The following is a 23,588-nucleotide window of genomic DNA, read 5'->3' on the forward strand; positions in this document are numbered from 1 at the left end:
ATCTGCTTCCCGTTTAACTTGGAAACAGAGTCTCACATTAGGAAGCTCTTGTGAATCCCTATAGTGATTATTTTCCTATCTTTTAGGCATTTATTCCATTTCTTTGAGCGAGCATCACTGCCTCATAGAGCTTGCGCACCGTATTTTCGTTCGCAATGTCGTTTGGCACAAAGCTGTGCTTCCACTCATCGTCCCATTTATACGCCGTCGATGTGCGACGATCGAGATACGACGTCCTCAATTTTGCATCTTCGCCAATGCCCGAGTAGTGATCAAAAAGCTCCTCCATGAACTCCTGATACCTGTCGAAAACATCGGGTTCCAGGAGATACTTGTTCACGTATATCTTTTGATCTAGCGAACGCTTTGTATCAATTATCTGTTGCGGTGTGTGTCTCTGCCAGTCGCCGACCCACGTATAATAGCATAGTAGCTTGTTTAGAAGCGGCGAAACTTCATCATATATTTGGATGCGCTTCTCTGTTATTTTCCGATTTGCCCATTGCCCCTGCTCGATATCCTTCAGGCGTTTGCTGAGCTTCCACCCTAGAATGCCGACGACTATCGGCGTGGCAGCTTGCACTACCAGTTTGGCTATCTCAAATCCCATCGGTTCCATTTGATTCCCCCGCTGCGGGAGATCAAACTACAATACACGCAAATGCTCAAGCCGAAGTTCGGGATAGGCGATCGCGTTGACCAATTCTACGCGCTGATCGAGCATGCCCTGGGGTAGATTGCCATAGCGGCCGGTCATCGTGCTTTTCGAGTGGCCTAGAATGAAGCCGAAGTTCTCGTCCAGATAGCCGGCGCGCCTAAGTGCATCGACGGCACCATGCCGGAAGCTGTAGAGGGAAAGGCCGCGCCCTTCCTTCATGCCAAGCCTGGTGAGGTAGCGGCCGAATTCCCTCGAGAAATCGGCAATCATCTGGCCGCGCGAATTGCGGACGGCGTCGGGAAACAGTCGAGCCTCGCCGCTTTCCTTCACCTGGGAGTGATACTTGAGCAAGCCGAGCTTCACCAGTTCGGGATGGATCGGGACGACGCGCATAGATCCGCCTGTCTTCACGCTCTTGTCGCCGCCTCCCTCTTCGGTGATGTGCATGATCCAATGGCCGCGATCCTGGCGAACATCGGCGACGTTCATCTGGGCAATCTCTGCCGGCCGCGCGCCTGAGAAAAGCATGATCAACGGCACCCAATAGCGGTGATCGCGGATCGTGACATTGCCAGGCTTGGCGATGTTGCGCCATTCGTCGGCGCTCTGAGCGCCCGTGAAGAGCGGCGACTTGAAGAGCACGTTCAACTGATCGGACGTGAAGGGCAGGGTGCTTGCGTCCTTCTTTTTCGCCATGCTCATATCTGCGGTCGGGTTGATGTCGAGGTAGCCGTGAGCAACGAGCCAATTGCAGAATGCGCCCAGGCTCGAGAGGTAGCGATTGACGGTGCGTGGAGTGAGCACCGGCTTGCCTACCTTTTCGTTGTGCTTGACGATCTGCGCAATCTTCATGCCGGTGAATGCTTTCGTCTCTGTCGCCTTCACCGGGTAGCGGATCAAGAGCGCCTTCCATTCGCGGACGGCCTTCTTGTCGATGCGATGCACCGGGCAAGTGCTGCCTACGAGATCGACAAAGGTGCCAATGTCGCGGCGTGCCTGTTTGAGGGTGTCGGCCGTGATGCCCTTGGGGTTCTCCCGCTCATAGGCCGCGAAGAGTTCCATGATGGTTTCGCCGGGTGCTGCCGTTTCGCGTGCCGTGCCGATGGCGGGCTTCACGATCGGGTCGGTCGGCGCGCCGGTGTAGTCGCCATGATCACGCTCAAAGGTGCGCTCAAGAGCCTGGATTTCGGCGCGCATCATGCGCCTGGCGGTGTCGCCGCGATCGGGCGAGATCGGCTCGATCAAGAGCTTGTTCGTTTCGATGTAGTCTTCGACCTCATGCGAGATCAGCGCCGGCTCGCCTTCGACCAGGTGCTTGCGCAGAGCATCGAGCTTGGCGACACGGGCGGCGGTGTCGAGCGCGCGCCGGTTAGTCAACATCTGGACTTCGAGGCCGGCGTCGAGTAGCGCCAGCGGGTCGCGGATATTGAGCTTCCGGGCCTGAATATCTTCGACTGCGCGTTCGGTCGCGGCGTCGATATCGGCCTGGGTCGGCATTGTCTGCCGGCGCTGTTCGTCACGCTCGAGGGTCGCAGTGTAGTGCTGCCAGGTCGCGTGTGCCTTGTCGTCTGGCGTCATGACGCGGCGGGCGCGCATATCATCGAACTGGCGGTTCCAGGCTTCCACGACGGGCCACAAGAGTCGCTTCGCCTCGTTCTCGTCTTTGGTGCCGAGCGCCTTCACAAGCTCGTTCTTGCCGGTGATGTCTACGAGATCGAGCGGCACGCGGATGCGGGCATAGTAGCTTGCGCCGCGCCTGAGAAGGTAGCTTAAACGTGCCATGACTGCCCCATGTGGAAGGTCTGTGTGTTACAGTCATGTGTTACAAGTTCGTTCGGAATAAGTCAACAATAGCAATTACATGAACGATTTCATCAGTCTAGAAAAAGTTGGATTTTGTTCCAGGCGCCCCAGCCAGTTCTATATTTATCAATATTATCAATACGATAAGAATCTTTACAAGCGAGCAACCGGAATAGCTTTCCGGCGAGCCTCGCCGTGGATAATTTCCCGATCCACAGGTTGTGATGGCATGCTATCAACCCCCACTAACAATGAATGGTGCATAGCTATATGAGTCGCCTGGACAATTTCATTATTCGTATGCAGGCGCAACGCGATGTTCTGAATCACATCGCGGATAACGGCTGGGTTCCAATAGATGGCCTTGTTCTGGAAGTGGGCCTGGGAAACGGGCGGACATACGACCACCTTCGCGAGAAGTTTACCGCGCAAAGAATAGTCGTATTCGATCGGTCGGCACACACGCATCCAGCGTCAGCTCCTTCGGAGGAAGACATGGTTCTCGGTGAGATCAGCGAAACCATCAAGCAATTTGCTGGAGCGGGCGCTGCGCTTGCGCATGTCGATATAGGCACGTTTTTTGCCGATATCGATGCTTTGACGCTGGCCTGGCTTCCGCAGTCAATTGTTGCTGTGCTTGCTCCAGGCGGTCTTGCCGCCAGTGGCCTTCCGTTGGAGCATCCTATGCTTGAACCGCTGCCACTCCCTTCGGGGGTGAATCACGGACATTGCTATCTCTATCGCAGAGTATAGTGGGGCGTGTTGCAAAGTTGCCCGCAGAACGCGTCTAGCTAGGGCCGACCTCGATCCTCGTGCTTCGTTAGCCTCTCGCGAAACGCTGCCCGCCCAGGACTTCCCATCGTGGCGTGCTTTTTATCCTGTTGAGGATCTTAGGCTAGAAGTGTGATTGATGCCGCGAAGTGTCGTTGGTTAGCCACTTAGTAAGGTTTGTTTCAGCCCTTGCCGCGATTTCTTTCATTTCAGGCGCCAGGGCTTCCGCTAAGTTGACGATTTCACCTTCGCCGTATTTGCGCCAGATCACTCCTACACGCTCATTGTCCGTGAAAAGATAGTGCGAGATGATGAAAGCTTGGCTCGCGGTTTCGAGCAGTTCTTCGGTTTCCTTCGAGTTGTCACCTGCCTCGATTTTCTTTCTGGCCTTCACAATGCAATCGACTGCTGTGACGGACAAGACAATTTGATCTGACAGGTCTACCCTCGCACCAAACTCGAAGAATTTTGGATCTCGTCCCGCCATGTCTATATATCGCTGGCATAGGGCAGCGGGACCGCCCGCGACTTTGATCTGCTTTGCGATGTGTTTGAAAGCGGGACTGGATGCGAGCCTCGTGTCTTTGACAAGGCCACACTTTATCAGCAAAGTCCGAATTTGATCTAGCATTGTCACTCGACTGAAAATTCAGGTAAACCCTGAAATAGCAACTAAACATTGCGGCATGTTTAGTAAGACAATTAAAAGCCCGCCGATTTTCACCGCCGGCTTCATTGTCAGGCCTCGGTGATCATGGGCCCAGCACAATCTGTTTTAGAAGCGGTCGTTCACCACCCACCCTTGTTACCCTCCAAAGCATGATATAAAGAGATCATTATATCTCTATATCAGGAGCGGGAATTGCCCTTACCCTTGTTCGCTTTGTTTCTGGCTGCGTTTGCGTTCGGCACGACCGAGTTTGTCATCGCGGGCATTCTGCCGGAAGTGGCTGTGGGATTGGGTGTTTCCATTCCGTTTGCCGGCTATCTGGTCTCCGGCTACGCGCTGGGTATTGCAGTCGGCGGGCCGCTGTTGACGATGGCAACACGAGGCGTTTCTCGGCGTGCGATTCTCATAGCGCTTACGATTGCCTTTTGCCTGGGGCAGATCGCCTGTGCGCTGGCGCCCAGTTTCGCCACCATGCTCGCTTTCCGCGTTGCCACCGCCGTCGCGCACGGTGCTTACTTCGGCATTGCGATGGTCGTTGCCGTCGGCCTTGTCCCGCAGGCGTTCCGGGGTAGGGCAGTGTCCGTGATTCTCGCTGGCTTGACGGTCTCCAACATCATCGGCGTGCCTGCCGGTGCGGCGATCGGTGGGCTTTGGGGATGGCGGGCGACATTTTGGGCAATGGCCTTGGTCGGCGTCTTGGCATTGGTCGCCATATTCGCTCTGATCCCGCAAACCAAATCCGAATCCCGGCAATCCGGTCACCTGGGACGTGAGGTGCGCGTGCTCGGTCGCCAGCAGGTTTGGACCTCGCTTATCCTCATGCTTGCTCTGATGATTGGGCAAATGGTGCCTTTCACCTATATCACGCCTCTCTTGCGGGAGGTGACGGGGCTCGATGCCATGGTTATTCCCTGGATACTCCTGCTCAATGGCGTCGGAGCGACACTGGGTGTTTTCATCGGTGGCCGACTGTCGGACTGGAAGCTGATGCCATCGCTCATCGTGATGCTTGCAATCCAGGCAGCGGTGAGCGTCACTCTTTACCTGGTCAGCCCCTATCCCGTGCCTATGGCCGCGACGATTTTCGTTTGGGGTGCTCTGAATTTCGCGATCGGCACCCCGATTCAGGCCCGTATCCTTATGTGGACCGCCGATGCGCCAAGCCTGGCTTCCTCGCTCATTCCGTCAGGGTTCAATATCGGCATTGCCATCGCGGCGGTCGTGGGAGCCGTTCTGCTCGAGGGCGGATATGGTTATCGCAGCTTGCCGGTGCTCGGCGCTGTAACGCTTGCATTGGGCTGCCTGATTGCCATTCTCTCAGCCGCGCGCGAACATCGTAGCGCCGTCGTGCCCCCGCATCCGGCGTTGATATGATCACCGCGAGCCTATCGACGCGTTCGGTTTGAGCGGGCGGCGTTGCTACTATGGATAGCGGCGTCTCTCATGGAGATAACCCCGTCCCACATCTGGCATTGTCCTCCACCACCGCCACATCCCATATTGTCTCCAGCATGAAAGGAGATTTCCATGTTGAACAGATTGACCGCAGCAGCACTTCTGGGTCTTGTCGCGTTGACGGGCACGATCGCTGTCGCTCCGGTGGCGGGTTATGCCCAAGGGCTCAGCAACAGCCGCTATTTCCCCGAACAGGCCATCCTCGACTGGAGCGGCCAACGCTTCACCGTCAAGCGCATCGATGCACTGGGCGGACGCATCAGCGAGGAGCGTGAACGCATCTATGCCTGGGTCGACGCCTATCCCGATCTCGTACAGGCGCTGCAGCGTGCCGTCATCGAAAATCGCGCGCTTGCGTCGGCGCTGCGGGCACGCAGCGTGCAGCTCAGAAACGTCGTCGCCATACAACAGGCGTTCAACGGCAATCTGGTGATCTTCCTCAGATAGGATCAAAGTCGGATCAACGAAATGCCACCCGGCAACATGGGCCGGGTTGCTTGTAAACCCGGTCGTTACTGGAAGTGTATTTCCAGTTTATCCCCCATATGGGTGAATTGAAAAACATAGTCCCCGTGCTAGGTTTCGATTCTCAGGCAATGGGGAGAAAACACGTGGCGACTTATACAGTATCCTTTCCGGATGGGAAATATCCGGTTGATTATGATCCGAGTATTCCCGATTTCGAAGATTTCAATCCTATGATCGGTGAGCTTGTCGACCTTTCGACAGCGACCAGGACCATCGATACGCCGACCAACATCACTTATGAGCTTGCGAATGGCCTTATTATCAAATTCACCGGCACCGGCTTCGACTATGAGCTAGACGAGGCGGTCGGCGGCAAGATTTCCAAGATAGAGCTGATGCTGGGCGACGGACTTACGCTCGTCAGCAGCCTGGCGGTCAATGTCTCGCTGGCGGGATTCGAGGATGCCGTCTCCAGCTTCGATACCTGGGGCGTGCAGAGCTGGCTGTTCAATCGTGCAGACAAGCTCAATGGCAGCAATGGCAACGACGATCTCTTCGGCTTTGCTGGCAATGATGTGCTCAACGGCAAGGGGGGAGACGATTTCCTCGCGGGCGGCGAGGGCAAGGACACCTATGACGGCGGCGCAGGCGCTTTCGATCAGCTGAGCTTCGCCGATTCACGCGGAAATCCGAATGCCCTGGGCGGCATCGTGCTGGACGCGGCCAAGGGCACGGTGGCCGATACGTTCGGCAATGCCGAGACCTTCAAGAATATCGAAGAGTTTCGCGGCTCGCAGTTCGCCGATTCGATGAAGGGATCCGGCCGAGACGAAAGGTTCATGGGCATCGGCGGCCGCGACACGATCGACGGCAAGGGCGGTTTCGACATCGTCCGCTATAACCGCGACGAGAACCAGGGCGGGCTGGGGATCGGCATTTCCGCCGACCTCTCGGACGGCACGGTGAAGGACGGCTTTGGCAAGACCGACAAGGTTTCCAACATCGAAGGCGTGATAGGAACGAATTACGACGACCAACTCACGGGCAACGCCAAGGACAACTTTCTGCGCGGCGAGGACGGCGCCGACACGATCTCTGGTGGTGCCGGAAACGATGAACTGGTCGGCGGCGGCGACGCGGACATCTTCGTCTTCGACACCGCGCTCAACGAGGTGAGCAATGTCGACAACATCCAGGACTTCAACGAGTCCGAGGATCTGATTCATCTCGATATCGCGATCTTCACCGCGCTCGCCGGCACGGGAACGCTCGGCGCCGACGAGTTTCTTGCGGTTCAGGAAGGGCAAGACGTCGTGGCCACGTCCGCCGATCAGCGCATCATCTACGACACCGTCAATGGCGACATCTACTACGACGCCGATGGCAGCGGCGCGGGCGCGATGAAGCGCTTTGCCACGATTGCGTCGGAACTCTCGCTCACCGAAGACAACTTCGTCGTCATCTGACGATAGGAAGACCCCGCAAGCCGGCGCTTGCGGGGTCTTTCAGTTGCTGCGATTGAAGCTGGAAATTGCAGTCGCTCGATTGACGGCCATGTGCTAAAATCACTTGTCGCACGAGAGAAACTCCTCCAGACCGGCATGGGCTGCTGGCCTGTCGCAAGCAAATCCGGGCGCGGGCAAAGGAGGTTCCCATGCTGCACCGTCTGGCTACAATCGCATATATCAGCCTTGCCTCGCTGACCTGCACTGCGGCCCTCTTGCCGGTGGCCGTCCATGCGGAGGCGCTTGTCAACAGCCGCTATTTCCCGCAAGACGCCATTCTCGAGTGGAGCGGCGAGCGCTACAGCATTCGGCGCATCGACGATCTGCCGCTGGGCAGCGACGAATACATCCGCATCGACAACTGGATGAGGGTTTATCCGGATCGCGTCGAGGCGCTTCAGGCCACGATCATCGAAAATCGCGGGTTAACAGCCGCGCTGCGTGCCGAGGGTGTGCAGATCAACAATGTCGGCGGCATCCAGCAGGCGCTGAACGGCGGCCTGGTCATCTTCCTGCGATAGGGCGGCATGCACGCATGAAAAGGCCGTCCGGCGCGTTGCCGGACGGCTTGAAGCGCGTTTTTTGGCGTTTCAACATTTCTCGCGATGAAGCAGATCGGTCAGCCGGGCATTCGAAACGGCAAGCTCGCCTCAGCGAACATAATAGACCGTCCTGCCGCTCGAGAACCGGTCCACACCTATGACGTTACGGATCTGAACGTTCTTGGCGCGCAGCTGGGCCACGGCGTTCCGATCACTATTGATGTCGGCCTGCACCGCGGCGACGCGGGACCTGGTGGCCTTGGCCTCGATAGCCGCCCGCTCGCCGTCGTTCGAAATCTGACTGACGTAAATGATCCTGACTGCGTCGGCGGCGAGCGCCGGAGCCAGGGAGACGAACAGGAATGTGAGTGGCAATGCAAGAAAAGTTGGGAGAGACCGCCGCATGATAGCCTCCAGTCACAGGCGAGGCCCGCTATCGGAGCCGAGCCACTACATTCAGCTTATCTTACGATACCTAAAGTGGTCTATGGTCGAGTCTTCACAACTGCGTGTTTTTGGTAAGAGAGGTCCGGTCGACCGTCGGCCGACCGGCTCCGCTTTCGTCAGGCCGCCGACTTGTCGCGCACTGGCAGACGCCAGTTCGGCCGGATGAAGTGGCAAGTATAGCCGTTCGGGATGCGCTCCAGGTAATCCTGGTGCTCCGGCTCGGCTTCCCAGAAATCGCCGACCGGCTCGACTTCGGTCACCACCTTGCCGGGCCACAGGCCGGAGGCATCGACATCGGCGATCGTGTCGAGTGCGACACGCTTCTGCTCGTCGCTCTCGTAATAGATCGCGGAGCGGTAGGCCGTGCCACGGTCATTGCCCTGCCGATCCTTGGTCGAGGGATCATGGATCTGGAAGAAGAACTCCAGCAGCCTGCGATAGCTGAGCTTCGACGGATCGAAGATGATCTCGATCGCCTCGGCATGGGTGCCGTGGTTGCGGTAGGTGGCGTTCTTCACATCGCCGCCGGAATAGCCGACGCGGGTATCGACCACGCCATCCATCCGGCGGATCAGTTGCTCCATGCCCCAGAAGCAGCCACCGGCGAGCACTGCGCGTTCGGTTGTCATGTCACATTCTCCACCTGGTTGAGATAGTCAGCATAGCCTTGGCTCTCCATGTCGTCACGATGGACGAAGCGGAGCGAGGCCGAATTGATGCAGTAGCGCAAGCCGCCGCGATCGCGGGGCCCATCGGGAAACACATGGCCGAGATGGCTGTCGCCGTGCTTCGACCGAACCTCGGTGCGCACCATGCCATGCGTCGCGTCGCGCAACTCGGCGACATTCGCCGGCTCGATCGGTTTGGTGAAGCTCGGCCAGCCGCAGCCGGAATCGAACTTGTCCGACGAGGCGAACAGCGGTTCGCCCGAGACGATATCGACATAGATGCCAGGCTTCTTGTTATATTCGTATTCGCCGCTGCCCGGCCGCTCGGTGCCGTTCTGCTGGGTGACCCGGTACTGCTCCGGCGTGAGGCGGGCAATGGCTTCCGCGCTCTTCTGATAGGATGGCAATTGATCCTCCAAACTGGTTGCTTGATTTCGGATAGTGCCAATATAGGCTCTCGACCGACATAAATCATCTGCGATCACGAAGGTTTCAGAACCACGTGAGGGAAGGGGAGACGATGGCACTCAAGGCATTCGGCGAGATCCGCGAACGGGCCGAGGCCCGCAAGGGCAAGGCCGCGATCGAAGAGCGGCTCAAGAATTATATGGGCCGGTTCGGAGATGATGTCGGTGGTGACGACCGGCTGCTGGCCGAGATGGCGAAGTATATCTTCTCCTCGGGCATTTCCTGGAAGGTCGTGGAGAGCAAATGGCCGGGAATCGAGGATGCCTTCCTCGGCTTCGATCCGAACCTTCTCAACATCCAGCCCGACGACTTCTGGCACGATCTGCTGGGCGACAAGCGCATTATCCGCCACGGCGCAAAGGTGCAGGCGATCCGCAGGAATGCCGCCTTCGTCAGCGATCTCGCGAGGGAACATGGCAGTGCGTTGAAATTCCTGCTCGATTGGCCGTCGAACGATCTCGTCGGTCTCTTCGAATTCCTCAAGAAACACGGCGACCGGTTGGGCGGCCAGACCGGCCAATATGTGCTGCGCGCCATCGGCAAGGAAAACTTTGTGATCTCGCGCGATGTGGTGGCCTGCCTGAAGGATGCCGGCGTGGCCATCACCGGCGACGGCGCGGGCAAGGCCGAACGCAAGGCGATCCAGGCGGCGTTCAACCAATGGGCCGAGGAGACGGGCCTGCCGATGTCGCATCTCTCGGTGATTGCGGCGCAGTCGATCGACAGCCATTAGAGCGCTTAATTGCTAATATTATCGCTTCCGCGTACTGTCTTTAAGGCGGCTGCCGGGCGTCGACTGGCGGGCGCGGATATCCTGAGAATCGACAAGATCGAGTAAGGGGAGCATATGGCCGAGTCGCGAAAGCTGGCGGCGATCCTAGCTGCCGATGTCGTCGGGTTCAGCCGGCTGGCCGGCGCGGACGAGGACCGGACGCTTGCGCGATTGCGGACACTGCGGAGCGACCTGATCGATCCCACCGTCGCCGTGCATGGAGGCCGCATTGTCAAGCGCACGGGCGATGGCGCCATCATCGAGTTCCGCAGCGTGGTCGATGCCGTGCGTTGCGCCATTGAAATCCAGAGCGCGATGGTCGAGCGCAATTTCGGACTGCCGGAGAACCGCCGCATCGAATTCCGCGTCGGCATTCACCTCGGCGACGTCGTGGAGGAGAGCGACGGCGACCTGATGGGCGATGGCGTCAACATCGCCGCACGGCTGGAGGGGGTTGCCACACCCGGTGACATCTGTCTTTCGGAGGATGCCTATCGGCAGGTGAGGGCGCGCCTCGATCTTGCCGTCAGCGATCTTGGGGAAGCCACACTCAAGAACATCGCCGAACCGATCCGCATCTATAGCGTCCATTGCGGCGGAACCGCCCGGCCTCGGCCGGCGGTCCAGGCGGAGGCCGTACCGGAGGCCAACCCGCAGCCGCCCGAGAAACCGTCGATAGCCGTGCTCGCCTTCAACAACATGAGCGGTGACGCCGAGCAGGAATATTTCTCCGACGGCATCAGCGAGGACATCATCACCGATCTCTCGAAGCTCGCCGAACTTCATGTCATCGCCCGCAATTCGTCCTTCGTCTATAAGGCGAGCCCGGTCTCGATACCGGAGGTCGCCCGGGCATTGGGCGTCCGCTATGTCCTGGAGGGCAGCGTCCGCAAGGCCGGCAACCGTGTCCGGGTCACCGCGCAATTGATCGACTCCATTGGCGGCGGGCATGTCTGGGCTAATCGCTTCGATCGCGATCTCTCCGACATTTTCGCGATCCAGGATGAACTGACGCGGGAGATTGTCGAGGCGCTTAAACTGAAGCTTATCGCCCCCAAGGCAGGATCGGGTGCACAGCGGCCGCCGATCGATGTCGAGGCATATGAGCTCTTCCTGCGTGCCCGGGAACAAGCATGGCTACATACGAGAAGCAGCAACGCCTTTGCGCTTGAGCTGCTGCAACGCGCGATCCACTTGAGTCCCTTTTATGCCGCGGCTCATGCTCAAATGGCCTTCATCCATGCGAATGGATACATCATGGCATCGTCCGACGATCCCGACAAGTCGTTGGAGAGAGCGTTGGAAATCGCGACGCGGGCCGTCGAGATGGACCCGGATGAGCCTCAGGCCCATTTTGCGCTCTCCGTTGCCGCAACCTGGAGCCGCGACCTCGACCGGGCGCTGGTCGAGGCCAGATGCTGCCTGGCACTTTCGCCGAACTCGGCGGAGGGTCATCTTGCCATGGGCAACGTCCTGAAGTTCTCCGGCGACCCGTCCGGCGCGCTCGAGATACTTGATGCGTATGTGCGGCTGGATCCGCTCTGTCCCGAGATCGCCCTCTATTTCATCGCCGAGGCTCGCTTCGCGCTCGGTGAATATGAGACCGTGGTCAAGGTGCTCAAACAGCGGCTCGATCGAAATCCGAATTCCGAGACGTCTTACGCCCTGCTCGCATCGAGCTACGGTCATCTCGGCCGGATGGATGAGGCGAAGGCGGCCTGGGGACAGGTTTTCAAGATCAATCCCGGCTTCTCTATCGAACGCCGCCGCCGGATTCTGCCGTTCAGGAATCCCGAGGATTTCGAACGCCGCGTCGACGGCCTGCGCAAGGCGGGGATTGTCGAATAGCGGCGAGTGGACCCGGAAGTTGGTTCCGAGCGACGGGGCTCGGCCGCGCGATCTTTATTCAACGTTAAGGCTTAGAAGATTTGGTTGTGCATGGATCGGTCTCTTCCATTAAGTTGAGTTGAGTGCAATTTTCGAGAGTCCGAATGCCTGCTCCAACGATGACGCCGCGCCTGGCGGTCCTGATTGATGCCGACAACATATCATCCAAATTCGTGGAGCGGCTGTTCGAGGAGGTCGCGACGCTGGGCAGTCCGACGATCCGCCGCGTCTATGGAGATATTGCCCGGGCGGATGCGAAAGGTTGGGCCGAAGCCACCGAGCGCTTCGCGCTTTTGTCGCGCCGACAGTTCGTTCAGACGACAGGCAAGAACGCGACCGACATCTCCATGGTCATCGATGCGATGGATATCATGGCGACAGATCGGGTCGATGGGTTCTGCCTCGTTTCTTCCGACAGCGATTTCACGCCGCTGGCGATAAGGCTGCGAGAGCAAGGGATGATGGTTTACGGGTTTGGAGCAACCAAGGCTGCCGAATGCTTCCGGAGTGCATGCGGCCAGTTTGTGAATATCGGCGACGCCGCTCGCGGATTATCCGCGTCGGAGAAGCAAAGCGCATCCCATCTGGTTCAGGCGACCAAGCTCATAAAGAACGCGCTGGCGGCATCCTCGGCGACAGACGGGATCACCACGCTTTCCTGGATAGGAGATTACATAAAGCGTCAGGCGCCGGAGTTCAGTGCCAATCACTGTGGCCCAGGCAAACTGAAAAAGCTCGTGCTCGAGACCGAGAAATTCGAAGTTCTTGGCGCTCAGCGGGTGCAAGCGCGCCGATGAACCGCCATGGCGTGATTAAGCCAGCACAAGCATCTCGAAACTCGCTACCGCAATCACGCCGATTGTTGCCAGCGCGATGATGTACCCGGTGATCCGGGAGACTGGGATGCTCCGGTCGCGCACTTCTTTTTCGCGCGGTTTGGGTTTCCTGGCCCACGGATCGAGTTCCATATGGGTGTACTGGCGTTTTCCGAATGTCTGCATGCGTCAGAGATCGCTATTATGCGCGGGGAATGCAATGTCGGTTGAAAGCCTTGGTTAATCGCCGGAAATTTGCCACGGGATTGCCGGAAATCTGTATCGTTCCGGACCAATTTCATGGCGGTATCCGCTCATTGATTGTGGATAGTCACGCCAGCACGAGCTTGATGGCCAACCCCACAACTGCCACCGCCAGGACGCCGGCTGCCCAGAGGCCGACGAACCAGAGCAGCCGCTTTCCGATGCCCTCGGCCATCAGTGATAACCCTCTTCGGGATCGATCTTGCCGCGGAACACCCAGTAGGAATAGGCGGTGTAGGCGAGGATCAGCGGCACCAGCACCACGGCGCCGGCGAGCAGGAATTTCAGGCTCGATTCAGGTGCAGCCGCCTCCCAGATCGTCACCGATGTCGGGATGATATAGGGGTAGAAGCTGATGCCGATGCCGGCGAAACCCAGCACGAAAAGCCCGAGTGCGGCGAGAAAGGGCCGGGCGTCGCGACCCTGTCGCAATCCGTAGAACAGAAGCGCGAAGCAGCCGAGCACCAGCACCGGCACGATGACCGAGAAGATCGCCGTCGGCCAGCCGAACCAGCGGTCGAGATAGAGCGGCTCGAGGAATGGCGTCCACAGGCTGAATATGCCCATCGATACGAGCGTCAGCACCGCCGCGACCAACGCGATGCGGCGGGCCTTTTCCAGCAGTTCGCCCGTCGTCTTCATCACCAGCCAGGTAGCGCCAAGCAGCGCGTAACCGATAACAAGCGCGACACCCGTGGCCAGCGAGAAGGGCGTCAGCCAATCCCACCAGCCGCCGGCATAGGCCCGATTGACGACCGGAATGCCCTGCACCAGCGCGCCGAGCGCCACGCCCTGTGCGAAGCCCGCCACGGCGGAACCGCCGGTAAAGGCCCAGTTCCAGAAATTCTCCCAGCGCTTGGTGCGCCAGCGGTATTCGAAGGCCACGCCCCGGAAGATCAATCCCAACAGCATGGCGATGATGGGTGCGTAGAGTGCGGGCAGGATCGTCGCATAGGCGAGCGGAAACACCGCCATCAGCCCGCCGCCACCGAGCACCAGCCAGGTCTCGTTGCCATCCCAGACCGGGGCGACGGAATTCATCATCACATCGCGGTCATGCTTCTCCGGAAAGAACGGGAAGAGCAGGGCGACCCCTAGGTCAAAGCCATCGAGGACAACATAGGCAAGCACGGCAAAGGCAATCAGCGCGGCCCAGATGAAGGCGTAATCAATGGGCATGGCCGTGCTCCTGGATTTGCGCGGGACCGGGGTTGACCCCGGCGGCGCGGATCGGTCCCTCGGTAAGTCCGGGCAGCGGATCGCGCGGCAGTCGCGCCATCAGCCGGAGGATATAGAAGATGCCGGCGCCGAAGACGAAGAAATAGACCACGATGAAGGCGATCAGCGAGGTGGCGACGGCAGGCGCCGCGATCGGCGAGCGCGATTCCGCCGTCAGCAGCAGGCCATAGACCGTATAGGGCTGGCGGCCGACTTCGGTGGTGATCCAGCCCGCCAGCACCGCAATGAAGCCGGCCGGACCCATGAGTGTGGCGGCACTCAGGAAGAAGCGGTTGCTCTCGAAGGTACCGCGCCAGCGACAGAAGAGGCTCAGCAGCCCCAGGCCGAGCATGGCAAAGCCAAGGCCCACCATGACCCGGAAAGACCAGAAGACGACGAAAACCGGCGGCTGCTTGTCGTCTGGGATCGTGTCGAGGCCGGCCATAGGCGCATCGAGGTGATGCTTGAGGATCAGGCTTCCGAGCTTGGGAATACCGACCGCATAGTCGAGCCGCTGCTCCTTGTCGTTGGGAATGCCGAAGAGATAGAGCGGCGCGCCGTCCGGATGGCTCTCGTAATGGCCCTCCATGGCCATAATCTTCACCGGCTGGTGCTCCAGCGTGTTGAGGCCATGCTGGTCGCCGGCGATGATCTGGATCGGCGCCGTGCAGGTCACCATCCACATCGCCATCGACAGCATGCGGCGCGAGCGCACCGGCGCGGTCTTCTTCAAGAGATGCCAGGCGCCGACAGCGCCGACTACCAGCGCGGTGGTCAGGTAGGCCGCCAGCACCATATGCACGAGGCGATAGGGGAAGGACGGGTTGAAGATGATCGCCCACCAGTCGAGCGGAATGAACTGGCCCTCGGCATTCATGCCATGGCCCTGCGGGGTCTGCATCCAGCTGTTGACCGAGAGGATCCAGGTCGCCGAGATCAGCGTGCCGAGCGCCACCATCAGCGTCGCGAAATAGTGCAGGCCCGGCCCGACGCGCTTCTTGCCGAACAGCATGACGCCGAGAAAGCCGGCCTCGAGGAAGAAGGCGGTCAGCACCTCGTAGCCCATCAGCGGCCCGATCACAGGCCCGGCTTTATCGGAGAAGACGCTCCAGTTGGTGCCGAACTGGTAGCTCATCACGATGCCGGAGACGACGCCCATCCCAAACGCGATGGCGAAGATCGCCTTCCAGAAATCGAAAAGCTCCTCGTAAACCTTGTCCTTGGTCCAGAGGTAAAGCCCCTCGAGCACCGCGAGGTAGCTGGCAAGCCCGATGGAAAAGGCGGGAAACACGATGTGGAACGAGACCGTAAAGGCAAACTGGAGACGCGCCAGCATCGCCGCATCGAGATTGTCCCACATCATCAATTCTCCCTGTCCAGGATCATCACGAACGTAACTCAATTTTCACGAAGCGTGAACTGGAAAGGTTGTTGGAGTCAACGCGACATTCTGAACATGCGCGCGTTTGGCGCAGGTATAAAGAAGTACTCCGGCTTAGAAGCGGCCAGCTGTGGACAGCTAGGCGCCAATGACGTATAAATCGTCTATGCAGAGGCTAATCACCGTGGCGGAGATGCCGCTCTTCATCAAACAGGCGGAAGCCGTGTGGTCCATTGAGGAGCGCTCGGAATTCATCGACTTCATCGCTGGCAATCCGGAGGCCGGGGACTTGATCCCCGGCACCGGCGGCATTCGAAAGATCCGCTGGTCCCGGGGCGGAAGCGGAAAACGTGGCGGCGTTCGTGTGATCTATTTCTTCTACGACGAAGTGAGGCCACTCTATTTGTTGATGGTTTATTCCAAAGCCCGAAAGGAAAACTTGACGCCGGATGAAACGAAAATTCTGCGGAACATCGCCGCCGCGATTTCAAGAAAGTGAGGAGTGATTATGGGACGGTTTGCAGACGAACTCATTGAGAGCATGACCCAGGCGCTGGATCATGCGCGAGGCAACAAGGTCGATGGAATGCGGTTGACGGAGGTTCATGTTCCCGATGTCAGGATCATCCGGGAATCGCTTCACATGTCGCAAAGCGAATTCGCTTCAAGCTTTCGAATTCCGCTGGCAACCATAAAGAACTGGGAGCAGGGCAGGCGGCGGCCCGACGCACCGGCGCTCGCCTATCTTCGCGTCATCGAGCGCAGTCCGAAGACTGTTATTGAGGCGGTAGCTACCAAATGAAAAACCCGCGGATCGAAATCCGCGGGCTGCATCAAACTTCTACCGTGAAATCTTACTTCGCGGCGTCCAGCGTCTGTTCGCACCAGGTCGGGCCGCCATTGGCGCCGGGCTTGTCCACGGTCGCATCGATCGACTTGATCATGTAATCGGAGCCGACGACCAGCTTGACCTGGCAGACGAGGTAGGCCGTCCGCGCACGCGCCACGAGCTTCTTGTCCTTGCCTTCGCCGGTATATTGCGCCGCTTCCTTGCGGGTGCGGTATCCGCCGCGCCAGACATAGGTCGTTGAGGAACCGCTTTCCACGTCGGAAATCGGAGGACCATAGGCGGCGAAGAACTTGCCGGCCTCCTGGCCCACCCAGCGGGCGGATAGTGGATCGCCGGAGACGGCGGCAACGGTCGAGCAGCCAGCGACGGCAAGGCCAAGGACGGTCAAGAGCGCGATGCGGGAAATCATGCGGGAAGGATTCCTCTGAAATAGGCGCCGGGAAGGCCCGGAGGTCACGTGTTTCGGTCGAAACCCGCATAAACCTCTTGGCGAAAAAACGGTATCACTTTTTCGCCACATTGACGCAATTCTTCACAGTCTTCGCCCCGGTGCGACAGATTGCGTCCTCAGAGTGCGTCCACTGAGGCGAGGGACGCGTCATGACGCTAACCGATCAGGCTATGGCGGGGTTGGAATGGTGGCTGCGGAACGAGCCTTTTCCGCGTTAACCCTCATTTGTAGAAAATCCATCCGGTTGGCGGGGCCTTCCAGGTTCCGTTCAATCTCCCGCCACCCGCATTACGCGTGGCCCGACGGCCAGAAAACGCCGGGAATTTGCGGCTCGCATAAAATTGAACGTGGCTTTGCCCAAACTTTGACCCTTTGGAAAAAATTTCCTCGGAGTCATATTGATTTTCCCCTTCAAATGCGGTCCATTCCGGCCAACCGCGCTAAAATTGTTCAGGCGCGGATGCAACCCTGGGGGAAATCATGAAAAAAATAACGACACTCCTCGCCGCCACCGCCATTGTCTCGGCTTTCGCATTTGCCGCGTCCGCCAAGACGCTCGTCTATTGCGCCGAAGCGTCCCCGGAAGGCTTCGACCCGGGTCTCTACACCGGCGGCCAGACTTTCGACGCCTCCTCGCGTACCGTTTACAGCCGTCTTGTCGAATTCAAGCACGGCGGCACTGAAATCGAACCGGGCGTGGCCGAAAGCTGGACCATTTCCGACGACGGCAAGGAATACACGTTCAAGCTCCGTCCGGGCGTGAAATTCCAGACCACCGAATTCTTCACGCCGACGCGCGAACTGAACGCCGACGACGTGATCTTCTCCTTCGAGCGCCAGCTCAAGGCCGATAACAAATGGAATAAGTATGTCGACGGCGCTGCCTGGGAATATTCCGCGGGCATGGGCTTTCCGGAACTCATCAAGTCGATCGAAAAGGTCGATGACCTGACCGTCAAGTTCGTCCTCAACAAACCCGAAGCGCCGTTCCTCGCCAACATGGGCATGGACTTCGCCTCGATCATGTCGAAGGAATATGCCGACAAGCTCGAAGCCGACGGCAAGATGGGCCAGTTGAACCAGATGCCGCTCGGCACCGGTCCGTTCACCTTCGTCGCCTACCAGACCGACGCCGTGATCCGCTACAAGGCCAATCCGGACTACTTCAAGGGCAAGGAAAAGCTCGACGATCTCGTTTTCGCGATCACCACCGACGCTGCCGTCCGCGCCCAGAAGCTGAAGGCCGGTGAATGCCATGTCATGCCGTATCCGAACGCAGCCGATGTCGCGGAACTGAAGAAGGACCCGAACCTCAACGTTCTCGAACAGCCGGGCCTGAACGTCTCCTATCTCGCCTACAACACGCTCATCGCGCCCTTCGATAAGGCCGAAGTGCGCCGGGCGCTGAACCAGGCGATCAACAAGCAGGCGATCGTCGATGCCGTCTTCCAGGGTGCCGCCCAGGTTGCCGTCAACCCGATCCCGCCGACAATGTGGTCCTACAACAAGTCGACTGTCGACGATAAGTACGATCCTGAAGCTGCCAAGGCCGCTCTCGAAGCTGCTGGCGTCAAGGATCTCAGCATGAAGATCTGGGCGATGCCCGTCTCGCGTCCCTACATGCTGAACGCCCGTCGTGCTGCTGAACTGATGCAGGCTGACCTCGAGAAGGTCGGCGTCAAGGTCGAGATCGTCTCGTTCGAATGGGCCGAGTACCTGAAGCGCTCCTCCGATAAGGATCGCGATGGCGCCGTTATCCTCGGCTGGACCGGCGACAATGGCGATCCGGACAACTTCCTCGATACGCTTCTGGGCTGCACCGCCGTCGGCGGCAACAATCGCGCTCAGTGGTGCAACGAAGAGTTCGACGCCCTCGTGAAGAAGGCTAAGGTCACGTCGGATCTCGCCGAACGCACCAAGCTCTATGAAGAGGCTCAGGTCGTCTTCAAGCGCGAAGCGCCTTGGGCAACCATCGACCATTCCGTTGCCTTCGGCCCGATCAGCAAGAAAGTCTCCGGCTACATGATGGACCCGCTCGGTATCCATCGCTTTGACGGCGTCGATATCGCAGAGTAAAAGGGTCGTGCGGCCGGTGTGAAGCCGGTGCATTTCTGGCGGGGTAGCTTTCGCTGCCCCGCCTTTTCAACTATATGGAACATACCATGCTGCGTTTCTTGCTCGGCAGGATTGCGGTTCTGATCCCCACTTTCGTGGGCGTCGCGCTGATTGCTTTTTCCTTCATTCGTCTGCTGCCCGGCGACCCCGTCATGTTGATGTCGGGTGAACGGGTCATGGACCCGGTGCGCTATGCCAAGGTCATGCATGATCTTGGCCTGGACCGTCCGTTCTACATCCAGTTCTTCGATTATTTCGGCAATCTGCTGCAAGGCGATCTCGGCAATTCGATCGTCACCAAGCGGCCGGTACTGGACGAGTTCTTCACGCTGTTTCCGGCGACACTGGAACTCTCCTTCTGCGCCATCGTCCTGGCGGTTGGTCTTGGCATCCCGGCCGGTGTGATTGCCGCGCTGAAGCGGGGAACCTGGCTCGATCAAACCCTGATGGGCGCCGCGCTGGTCGGCTATTCCATGCCGATCTTCTGGTGGGGCCTGCTGCTCATCATCTTCTTCTCGGGCTATCTCGGCTGGACGCCCGTCTCGGGCCGCATCTCGCTGATGTATTATTTCCCGACCACGACCGGCTTCATGCTGATCGACAGCCTGCTGTCGGGGCAATCCGGGGCGTTTCGCTCGGCACTTGCCTATCTCATCCTACCGTCGATCGTGCTCGCCACGATTCCGCTGGCGGTCATCGCGCGGCAGACGCGCTCGGCCATGCTCGAAGTGCTGGGCGAGGATTACGTCCGCACCGCCCGCGCCAAGGGGCTGTCGCCGTTCCGGGTCATCGGCATCCATGCGCTGCGCAATGCGATGATCCCCGTCGTCACCACCATCGGCCTGCAGGTCGGCGTGCTGCTCGCGGGCGCCATCCTGACGGAATCGATCTTCTCCTGGCCGGGTATCGGCAAATGGATGGTCGATGCCGTCTTCAAGCGTGACTATGTGGTCGTGCAGGGCGGATTGATGCTGATCGCGGCGGTGATCATGTTCGTCAACCTGATCGTGGACATTCTCTACGGCTTCCTCAATCCGCGGATCGGCCGGTAGGACAAATCGATGGCAAACACCCAGACAAAAATCGAACCGCCTTCGGTGCTCTCCGAATTCTGGTTCTACTTTTCGCGCAATACCGGCGCGGTGATCGGCCTCGTGGTCTTCGCAATCGTCCTCGTGATGGCGATCGCAGCCCCGATTATCGCGCCGCACCTGCCGCACGATCAGGATCGCACCAAGCTTCTGCTTGCACCCTTCTGGATGCAAGGCGGCACGACGGACTTCCTGCTCGGCACCGATGCCGTTGGCCGCGATATCCTTTCGCGCCTGATCTATGGCGCGCGCTTCTCGCTGTTCATCGGCCTCGTGGTCGTGACGCTTTCGGTGCTTTCCGGCGTGATCATCGGGCTCGTTGCCGGCTATTTCGGCGGCAAGATCGATACCGTCATCATGCGGATCATGGACATCATCCTGGCCTTCCCGTCGTTGCTGCTGGCCCTCGTGCTGGTGGCGGTGCTTGGACCGGGCCTGCTCAACGCGATGATCGCCATCTCGCTCGTCAACCAGCCGCATTTCGTGCGCCTCACGCGCGCGGCCGTAATGACCGAGCGCGGAAAGGATTATGTCGTCGGCTCGCGCGTCGCCGGCGCCGGCACGCTCAGGCTGATGTTTCTGACCATCCTGCCCAATTGCCTGGCACCGCTGATCGTCCAGGCGACGCTCGCCTTCTCGGCGGCGATCCTTGACGCGGCCGCACTTGGCTTCCTCGGCATGGGCGCCCAGCCGCCGACACCTGAATGGGGCACGATGCTCGCCGAAGCCCGCGAATTCATCCAGCGCGCCTGGTGGGTCGTGACCTTCCCGGGCCTCGCGATTCTCATCACCGTGCTTGCGATCAACCTGATGGGCGACGGCCTGCGTGATGCGCTCGACCCCAAGCTCAAGAGGTCGTGACCATGGCCCTTCTCGAAGTTAAAAATCTCGTCGTTGAATTCGAAACCGTCGCCGGCGCATTCCGGGCGGTGGACGGCGTGTCGCTCTCCGTCGATGCCGGCGAGGTTCTCGCCATCGTCGGCGAGTCCGGTTCCGGCAAGTCGGTCTCGATGCTGGCGGCGATGGGTCTGTTGCCATGGACGGCGCATGTGAGCGCCGACACATTGACCTTTGATGGCCGCGACATGCTGAAAATGTCCGATGCCGATCGCCGCAAGATCATCGGCAAGGATATTTCGATGATCTTCCAGGAGCCGGTGGCCAGCCTCAATCCTTGCTTCACCGTCGGCTACCAGATCGAGGAAGTGCTGAAGGTCCACACCGATCTCGGCAAGAAGGCGCGGCGTGACCGCGCCATCGAGCTTTTCAACGCGGTCGGCATTCCCAACCCCGAGGATCGTTTCGGTCACTTCCCGCACCAGATGTCGGGCGGCCAGTGCCAGCGCGTGATGATCGCCACCGCCCTTGCCTGCAATCCGAAACTCCTGATCGCCGACGAGCCGACCACCGCGCTCGACGTGACCATCCAGAAGCAGATCCTCGATCTGCTGATGCGGCTCCAGGCCGAGCACGGCATGGGCCTGATCATGATCACCCACAATATGGGCGTCGTCGCCGAGACCGCCGATCGCGTCATCGTGCAATACAAGGGCCGCAAGATCGAGGAGGCCAATGTGGTTGACCTCTTCGAGAACCCGAAGAGCGCCTACACCAAGGCACTTCTCTCGGCACTGCCCGAAAACGCCGCCGGCGGCCGCCTGCCGACCATCACCGAACTGCTCAACGACGAGCAGATTTTCCAGGGAGCCGCGCAATGACCCCCGTCGTCGAAGGCCGCGATATCAAGCGCGATTATTATATTCCTGGCGGCTTGTTCAAGAAGGGCCGGATGGTCCATGCGGTAAAGGGCGTGAACTTTACCGTCGAGGAAGGCAAGACGCTGGCGATCGTCGGCGAAAGCGGCTGCGGAAAGTCCACGCTCGCCCGCATCATCACCATGATCGATCCCGCGACGTCGGGCGAACTGCTGATCGACGGCCAGAAGATCGACATCGCGTCCCAGCCGCTGACGCCTGAAATGCGCAGCAAGGTGCAGATCGTCTTCCAGAACCCCTACGGTTCGCTCAATCCGCGCAAGAAGATCGGTGAAATTCTCACCGAACCGCTTGTTATCAACGGCAAATTCGCCGCCGACGAGCGGCGCGACCGGGCGATGACCATGCTGAAGAAGGTTGGCCTCGAGGAAAAGCACTATACGCGCTACCCGCATATGTTCTCCGGCGGCCAGCGGCAGCGTGTTGCGATCGCCCGGGCGCTGATGCTCAATCCGCGCCTGCTGGTGCTGGACGAGCCGGTCTCGGCGCTCGATCTCTCGGTGCAGGCGCAGGTTCTGAACCTGCTGCAAGACCTGCAGGACGAGTTCCGCCTGACCTATGTCTTCATCAGCCACGACCTCTCGGTCGTCCGTCACATCGCCGACGAGGTGATGGTGATGTATTACGGCGAAGCCGTCGAGCACGGCCCGCGTGACGAGGTGTTCAACAACCCGCAGCACAACTACACCAAGACGCTGTTCGCCGCCACGCCGCGCGTGGATGTCGAGGCCATCAAGACCCGTGTCGCGAGACGCCGGGCGGCTTGAGGCCGTCGCTAGGCGAACATTGCCGCCACTGCTATCATCCGCTCCAACCATCATCAGGGAGCGGATGCATGTATCTCAAGACAATCGCGGAGAGCGAAGCCACCGGCCGCGTGGCCGAGATCTATGAAAAGCAGAAGGCCTCGATGGGCTTCGTCATGGAAACCGCGAAATGCATGACGACGCGGCCCGATCTCCTGCCAATCTACACTGATTTCTCGGATCGGATCCGGGCTGGCTTCTCGCTCGGCATGCGGGAATGGCGGCTCATCACGCTGATATCAGCCAAGCACATACCCTCGACCTATTGCTCCTACGTCTATTCGGGGATGCTGGTGGCCGACCTCGGCTCCAAGGAGACCGTCCTGGCGGTGCAGCAGGATTTCCGCAATGCCGGCCTTCCGGCTCGCGATGTCGAGATGCTGGCCTATGCCGAGAAGATCACCATTGACGCATCCAAGGTCACCCAGTTCGATATCGACCGGCTCCGCGCCGTCGGTTTCACCGACCCGCAGATATCCGATATCGCGCTCTGCGCGTCGTTTCGAGCTTTCATCAGCCGGTTCTTCGATGCCGTGGGAACCACGCCTGAAGACGTCTATGTCGATGAGGATCAGGCGTTCAAAGCGGCAATGACGGTCGGCAAGAAGTTTTGACGCAGGCGCGGATTTCCGCGCGAAATGCATGAGGCTTTGGTGTATAGAAGGCGAAACTTGACGGCCGGACGCAAGTTCTGCCGCCGCTCGTTTG

26 protein-coding genes are annotated in these 23,588 nt (G+C 59.3%); 16 read left to right on the forward strand and 10 right to left on the reverse strand.

Annotated elements, in window-relative coordinates; all coding sequences use genetic code 11:
• Positions 1-82: 82 nt before the first annotated feature.
• Both IHQ71_RS06200 and IHQ71_RS06205 read right to left on the reverse strand, forming a co-directional pair.
• Positions 83-619, reverse strand: coding sequence for a hypothetical protein (locus IHQ71_RS06200; RefSeq protein ID WP_258161079.1), 537 nt, complete (start codon positions 617-619; stop codon positions 83-85).
• Positions 620-646: 27 nt separating this feature from the next.
• The gene (locus tag IHQ71_RS06205) at positions 647-2,440 is read right to left on the reverse strand and encodes a DUF6538 domain-containing protein (protein WP_258161080.1); all 1,794 of its coding nucleotides are present in this window, start codon (positions 2,438-2,440) and stop codon (positions 647-649) included.
• Positions 2,441-2,731: 291 nt separating this feature from the next.
• On the opposite strand from IHQ71_RS06205, the gene IHQ71_RS06210 reads away from it, so the two are divergent.
• A complete protein-coding gene (locus IHQ71_RS06210; protein WP_258161081.1) occupies positions 2,732-3,214 on the forward strand; it encodes a class I SAM-dependent methyltransferase in 483 nt (160 codons plus the stop codon).
• Positions 3,215-3,356: 142 nt separating this feature from the next.
• Here the strand turns inward: IHQ71_RS06210 and IHQ71_RS06215 are convergent, their stop codons facing one another.
• Positions 3,357-3,719, reverse strand: coding sequence for a hypothetical protein (locus tag IHQ71_RS06215; protein ID WP_258161082.1), 363 nt, complete (start codon positions 3,717-3,719; stop codon positions 3,357-3,359).
• A gap of 375 nt (positions 3,720-4,094) precedes the next feature.
• Here IHQ71_RS06215 and IHQ71_RS06220 point away from each other — a divergent pair, with 375 nt between their 5' ends.
• The 4 genes from IHQ71_RS06220 (at position 4,095) to IHQ71_RS06235 (ending at position 7,851) form a co-directional block, all read left to right on the forward strand.
• Complete coding sequence (locus IHQ71_RS06220; RefSeq protein ID WP_258161083.1) at positions 4,095-5,276, forward strand: MFS transporter; 1,182 nt, start codon at positions 4,095-4,097, stop codon at positions 5,274-5,276.
• Positions 5,277-5,429: 153 nt separating this feature from the next.
• The gene (locus IHQ71_RS06225) at positions 5,430-5,804 is read left to right on the forward strand and encodes a hypothetical protein (RefSeq protein WP_258161084.1); all 375 of its coding nucleotides are present in this window, start codon (positions 5,430-5,432) and stop codon (positions 5,802-5,804) included.
• Positions 5,805-5,968: 164 nt separating this feature from the next.
• On the forward strand, positions 5,969-7,291 hold the full coding sequence (locus IHQ71_RS06230; protein WP_258161085.1) for a calcium-binding protein: 1,323 nt from the start codon (positions 5,969-5,971) through the stop codon (positions 7,289-7,291).
• A gap of 188 nt (positions 7,292-7,479) precedes the next feature.
• Complete coding sequence (locus IHQ71_RS06235; protein ID WP_258161086.1) at positions 7,480-7,851, forward strand: hypothetical protein; 372 nt, start codon at positions 7,480-7,482, stop codon at positions 7,849-7,851.
• A gap of 129 nt (positions 7,852-7,980) precedes the next feature.
• Here the strand turns inward: IHQ71_RS06235 and IHQ71_RS06240 are convergent, their stop codons facing one another.
• From IHQ71_RS06240 to msrB, 3 genes are all read right to left on the reverse strand, one after another.
• Complete coding sequence (locus tag IHQ71_RS06240; protein WP_258161087.1) at positions 7,981-8,277, reverse strand: hypothetical protein; 297 nt, start codon at positions 8,275-8,277, stop codon at positions 7,981-7,983.
• A gap of 158 nt (positions 8,278-8,435) precedes the next feature.
• The gene (gene msrA / locus IHQ71_RS06245; RefSeq protein ID WP_258161088.1) at positions 8,436-8,948 is read right to left on the reverse strand and encodes a peptide-methionine (S)-S-oxide reductase MsrA; all 513 of its coding nucleotides are present in this window, start codon (positions 8,946-8,948) and stop codon (positions 8,436-8,438) included.
• On the reverse strand, positions 8,945-9,394 hold the full coding sequence (gene msrB, locus IHQ71_RS06250) for a peptide-methionine (R)-S-oxide reductase MsrB (protein WP_258161089.1): 450 nt from the start codon (positions 9,392-9,394) through the stop codon (positions 8,945-8,947). Before msrB ends, msrA begins: the two co-directional genes overlap by 4 nt.
• 113 nt (positions 9,395-9,507) lie before the next feature.
• Between msrB and IHQ71_RS06255 the strand changes: the two genes are divergently transcribed.
• The 3 genes from IHQ71_RS06255 to IHQ71_RS06265 all read left to right on the forward strand — a co-directional run bounded on the left by IHQ71_RS06255 (position 9,508) and on the right by IHQ71_RS06265 (position 12,911).
• Positions 9,508-10,188 (forward strand): DNA-3-methyladenine glycosylase I, encoded by a 681-nt coding sequence (locus IHQ71_RS06255; protein ID WP_258161090.1) that lies wholly within the window; start codon positions 9,508-9,510, stop codon positions 10,186-10,188.
• Between the two features lie 114 nt (positions 10,189-10,302).
• Complete coding sequence (locus IHQ71_RS06260) at positions 10,303-12,075, forward strand: adenylate/guanylate cyclase domain-containing protein (protein WP_258161091.1); 1,773 nt, start codon at positions 10,303-10,305, stop codon at positions 12,073-12,075.
• Between the two features lie 158 nt (positions 12,076-12,233).
• The gene (locus IHQ71_RS06265) at positions 12,234-12,911 is read left to right on the forward strand and encodes an NYN domain-containing protein (RefSeq protein ID WP_258161092.1); all 678 of its coding nucleotides are present in this window, start codon (positions 12,234-12,236) and stop codon (positions 12,909-12,911) included.
• A 15-nt stretch (positions 12,912-12,926) separates the two neighbouring features.
• Here IHQ71_RS06265 and IHQ71_RS06270 read toward each other — a convergent pair whose 3' ends face one another.
• The 3 genes from IHQ71_RS06270 to IHQ71_RS06280 all read right to left on the reverse strand — a co-directional run bounded on the left by IHQ71_RS06270 (position 12,927) and on the right by IHQ71_RS06280 (position 15,771).
• Entirely contained in the window at positions 12,927-13,115 is a 189-nt protein-coding gene (locus IHQ71_RS06270) for a hypothetical protein (RefSeq protein WP_258161093.1), read from the reverse strand.
• A gap of 252 nt (positions 13,116-13,367) precedes the next feature.
• Positions 13,368-14,372 carry a cytochrome d ubiquinol oxidase subunit II gene (cydB, locus tag IHQ71_RS06275; protein WP_258161094.1) on the reverse strand — a complete coding sequence of 335 codons (1,005 nt, stop codon included), beginning with the start codon at positions 14,370-14,372 and terminating at the stop codon, positions 13,368-13,370.
• A complete protein-coding gene (locus IHQ71_RS06280; RefSeq protein ID WP_258162758.1) occupies positions 14,362-15,771 on the reverse strand; it encodes a cytochrome ubiquinol oxidase subunit I in 1,410 nt (469 codons plus the stop codon). Before IHQ71_RS06280 ends, cydB begins: the two co-directional genes overlap by 11 nt.
• A gap of 214 nt (positions 15,772-15,985) precedes the next feature.
• Here IHQ71_RS06280 and IHQ71_RS06285 point away from each other — a divergent pair, with 214 nt between their 5' ends.
• Complete coding sequence (locus tag IHQ71_RS06285; RefSeq protein ID WP_258162759.1) at positions 15,986-16,291, forward strand: type II toxin-antitoxin system RelE/ParE family toxin; 306 nt, start codon at positions 15,986-15,988, stop codon at positions 16,289-16,291.
• Positions 16,292-16,300: 9 nt separating this feature from the next.
• Positions 16,301-16,594 carry a DNA-binding transcriptional regulator gene (locus IHQ71_RS06290; protein ID WP_258161095.1) on the forward strand — a complete coding sequence of 98 codons (294 nt, stop codon included), beginning with the start codon at positions 16,301-16,303 and terminating at the stop codon, positions 16,592-16,594.
• A gap of 52 nt (positions 16,595-16,646) precedes the next feature.
• Here IHQ71_RS06290 and IHQ71_RS06295 read toward each other — a convergent pair whose 3' ends face one another.
• On the reverse strand, positions 16,647-17,051 hold the full coding sequence (locus tag IHQ71_RS06295; protein ID WP_258161096.1) for a hypothetical protein: 405 nt from the start codon (positions 17,049-17,051) through the stop codon (positions 16,647-16,649).
• A gap of 522 nt (positions 17,052-17,573) precedes the next feature.
• On the opposite strand from IHQ71_RS06295, the gene IHQ71_RS06300 reads away from it, so the two are divergent.
• The 6 genes from IHQ71_RS06300 to IHQ71_RS06325 all read left to right on the forward strand — a co-directional run bounded on the left by IHQ71_RS06300 (position 17,574) and on the right by IHQ71_RS06325 (position 23,494).
• The gene (locus IHQ71_RS06300; protein WP_258161097.1) at positions 17,574-19,169 is read left to right on the forward strand and encodes an ABC transporter substrate-binding protein; all 1,596 of its coding nucleotides are present in this window, start codon (positions 17,574-17,576) and stop codon (positions 19,167-19,169) included.
• Between the two features lie 86 nt (positions 19,170-19,255).
• Positions 19,256-20,260 (forward strand): ABC transporter permease subunit, encoded by a 1,005-nt coding sequence (locus IHQ71_RS06305; RefSeq protein WP_258161098.1) that lies wholly within the window; start codon positions 19,256-19,258, stop codon positions 20,258-20,260.
• A gap of 9 nt (positions 20,261-20,269) precedes the next feature.
• Entirely contained in the window at positions 20,270-21,160 is an 891-nt protein-coding gene (locus tag IHQ71_RS06310; protein ID WP_258161099.1) for an ABC transporter permease subunit, read from the forward strand.
• A gap of 2 nt (positions 21,161-21,162) precedes the next feature.
• Positions 21,163-22,017: an ABC transporter ATP-binding protein gene (locus tag IHQ71_RS06315; RefSeq protein WP_258161100.1), complete on the forward strand. Its 855-nt coding sequence runs from the start codon at positions 21,163-21,165 to the stop codon at positions 22,015-22,017.
• Positions 22,014-22,841 carry a dipeptide ABC transporter ATP-binding protein gene (locus IHQ71_RS06320; RefSeq protein WP_258161101.1) on the forward strand — a complete coding sequence of 276 codons (828 nt, stop codon included), beginning with the start codon at positions 22,014-22,016 and terminating at the stop codon, positions 22,839-22,841. The genes IHQ71_RS06315 and IHQ71_RS06320 overlap by 4 nt, the downstream gene beginning before the upstream one ends.
• A gap of 68 nt (positions 22,842-22,909) precedes the next feature.
• On the forward strand, positions 22,910-23,494 hold the full coding sequence (locus IHQ71_RS06325) for an alkylhydroperoxidase (protein ID WP_258161102.1): 585 nt from the start codon (positions 22,910-22,912) through the stop codon (positions 23,492-23,494).
• Positions 23,495-23,588: the final 94 nt, after the last annotated feature.

It is taken from the genome of Rhizobium sp. TH2 (assembly GCF_024707525.1).
Lineage (GTDB): Bacteria > Pseudomonadota > Alphaproteobacteria > Rhizobiales > Rhizobiaceae > Rhizobium_E.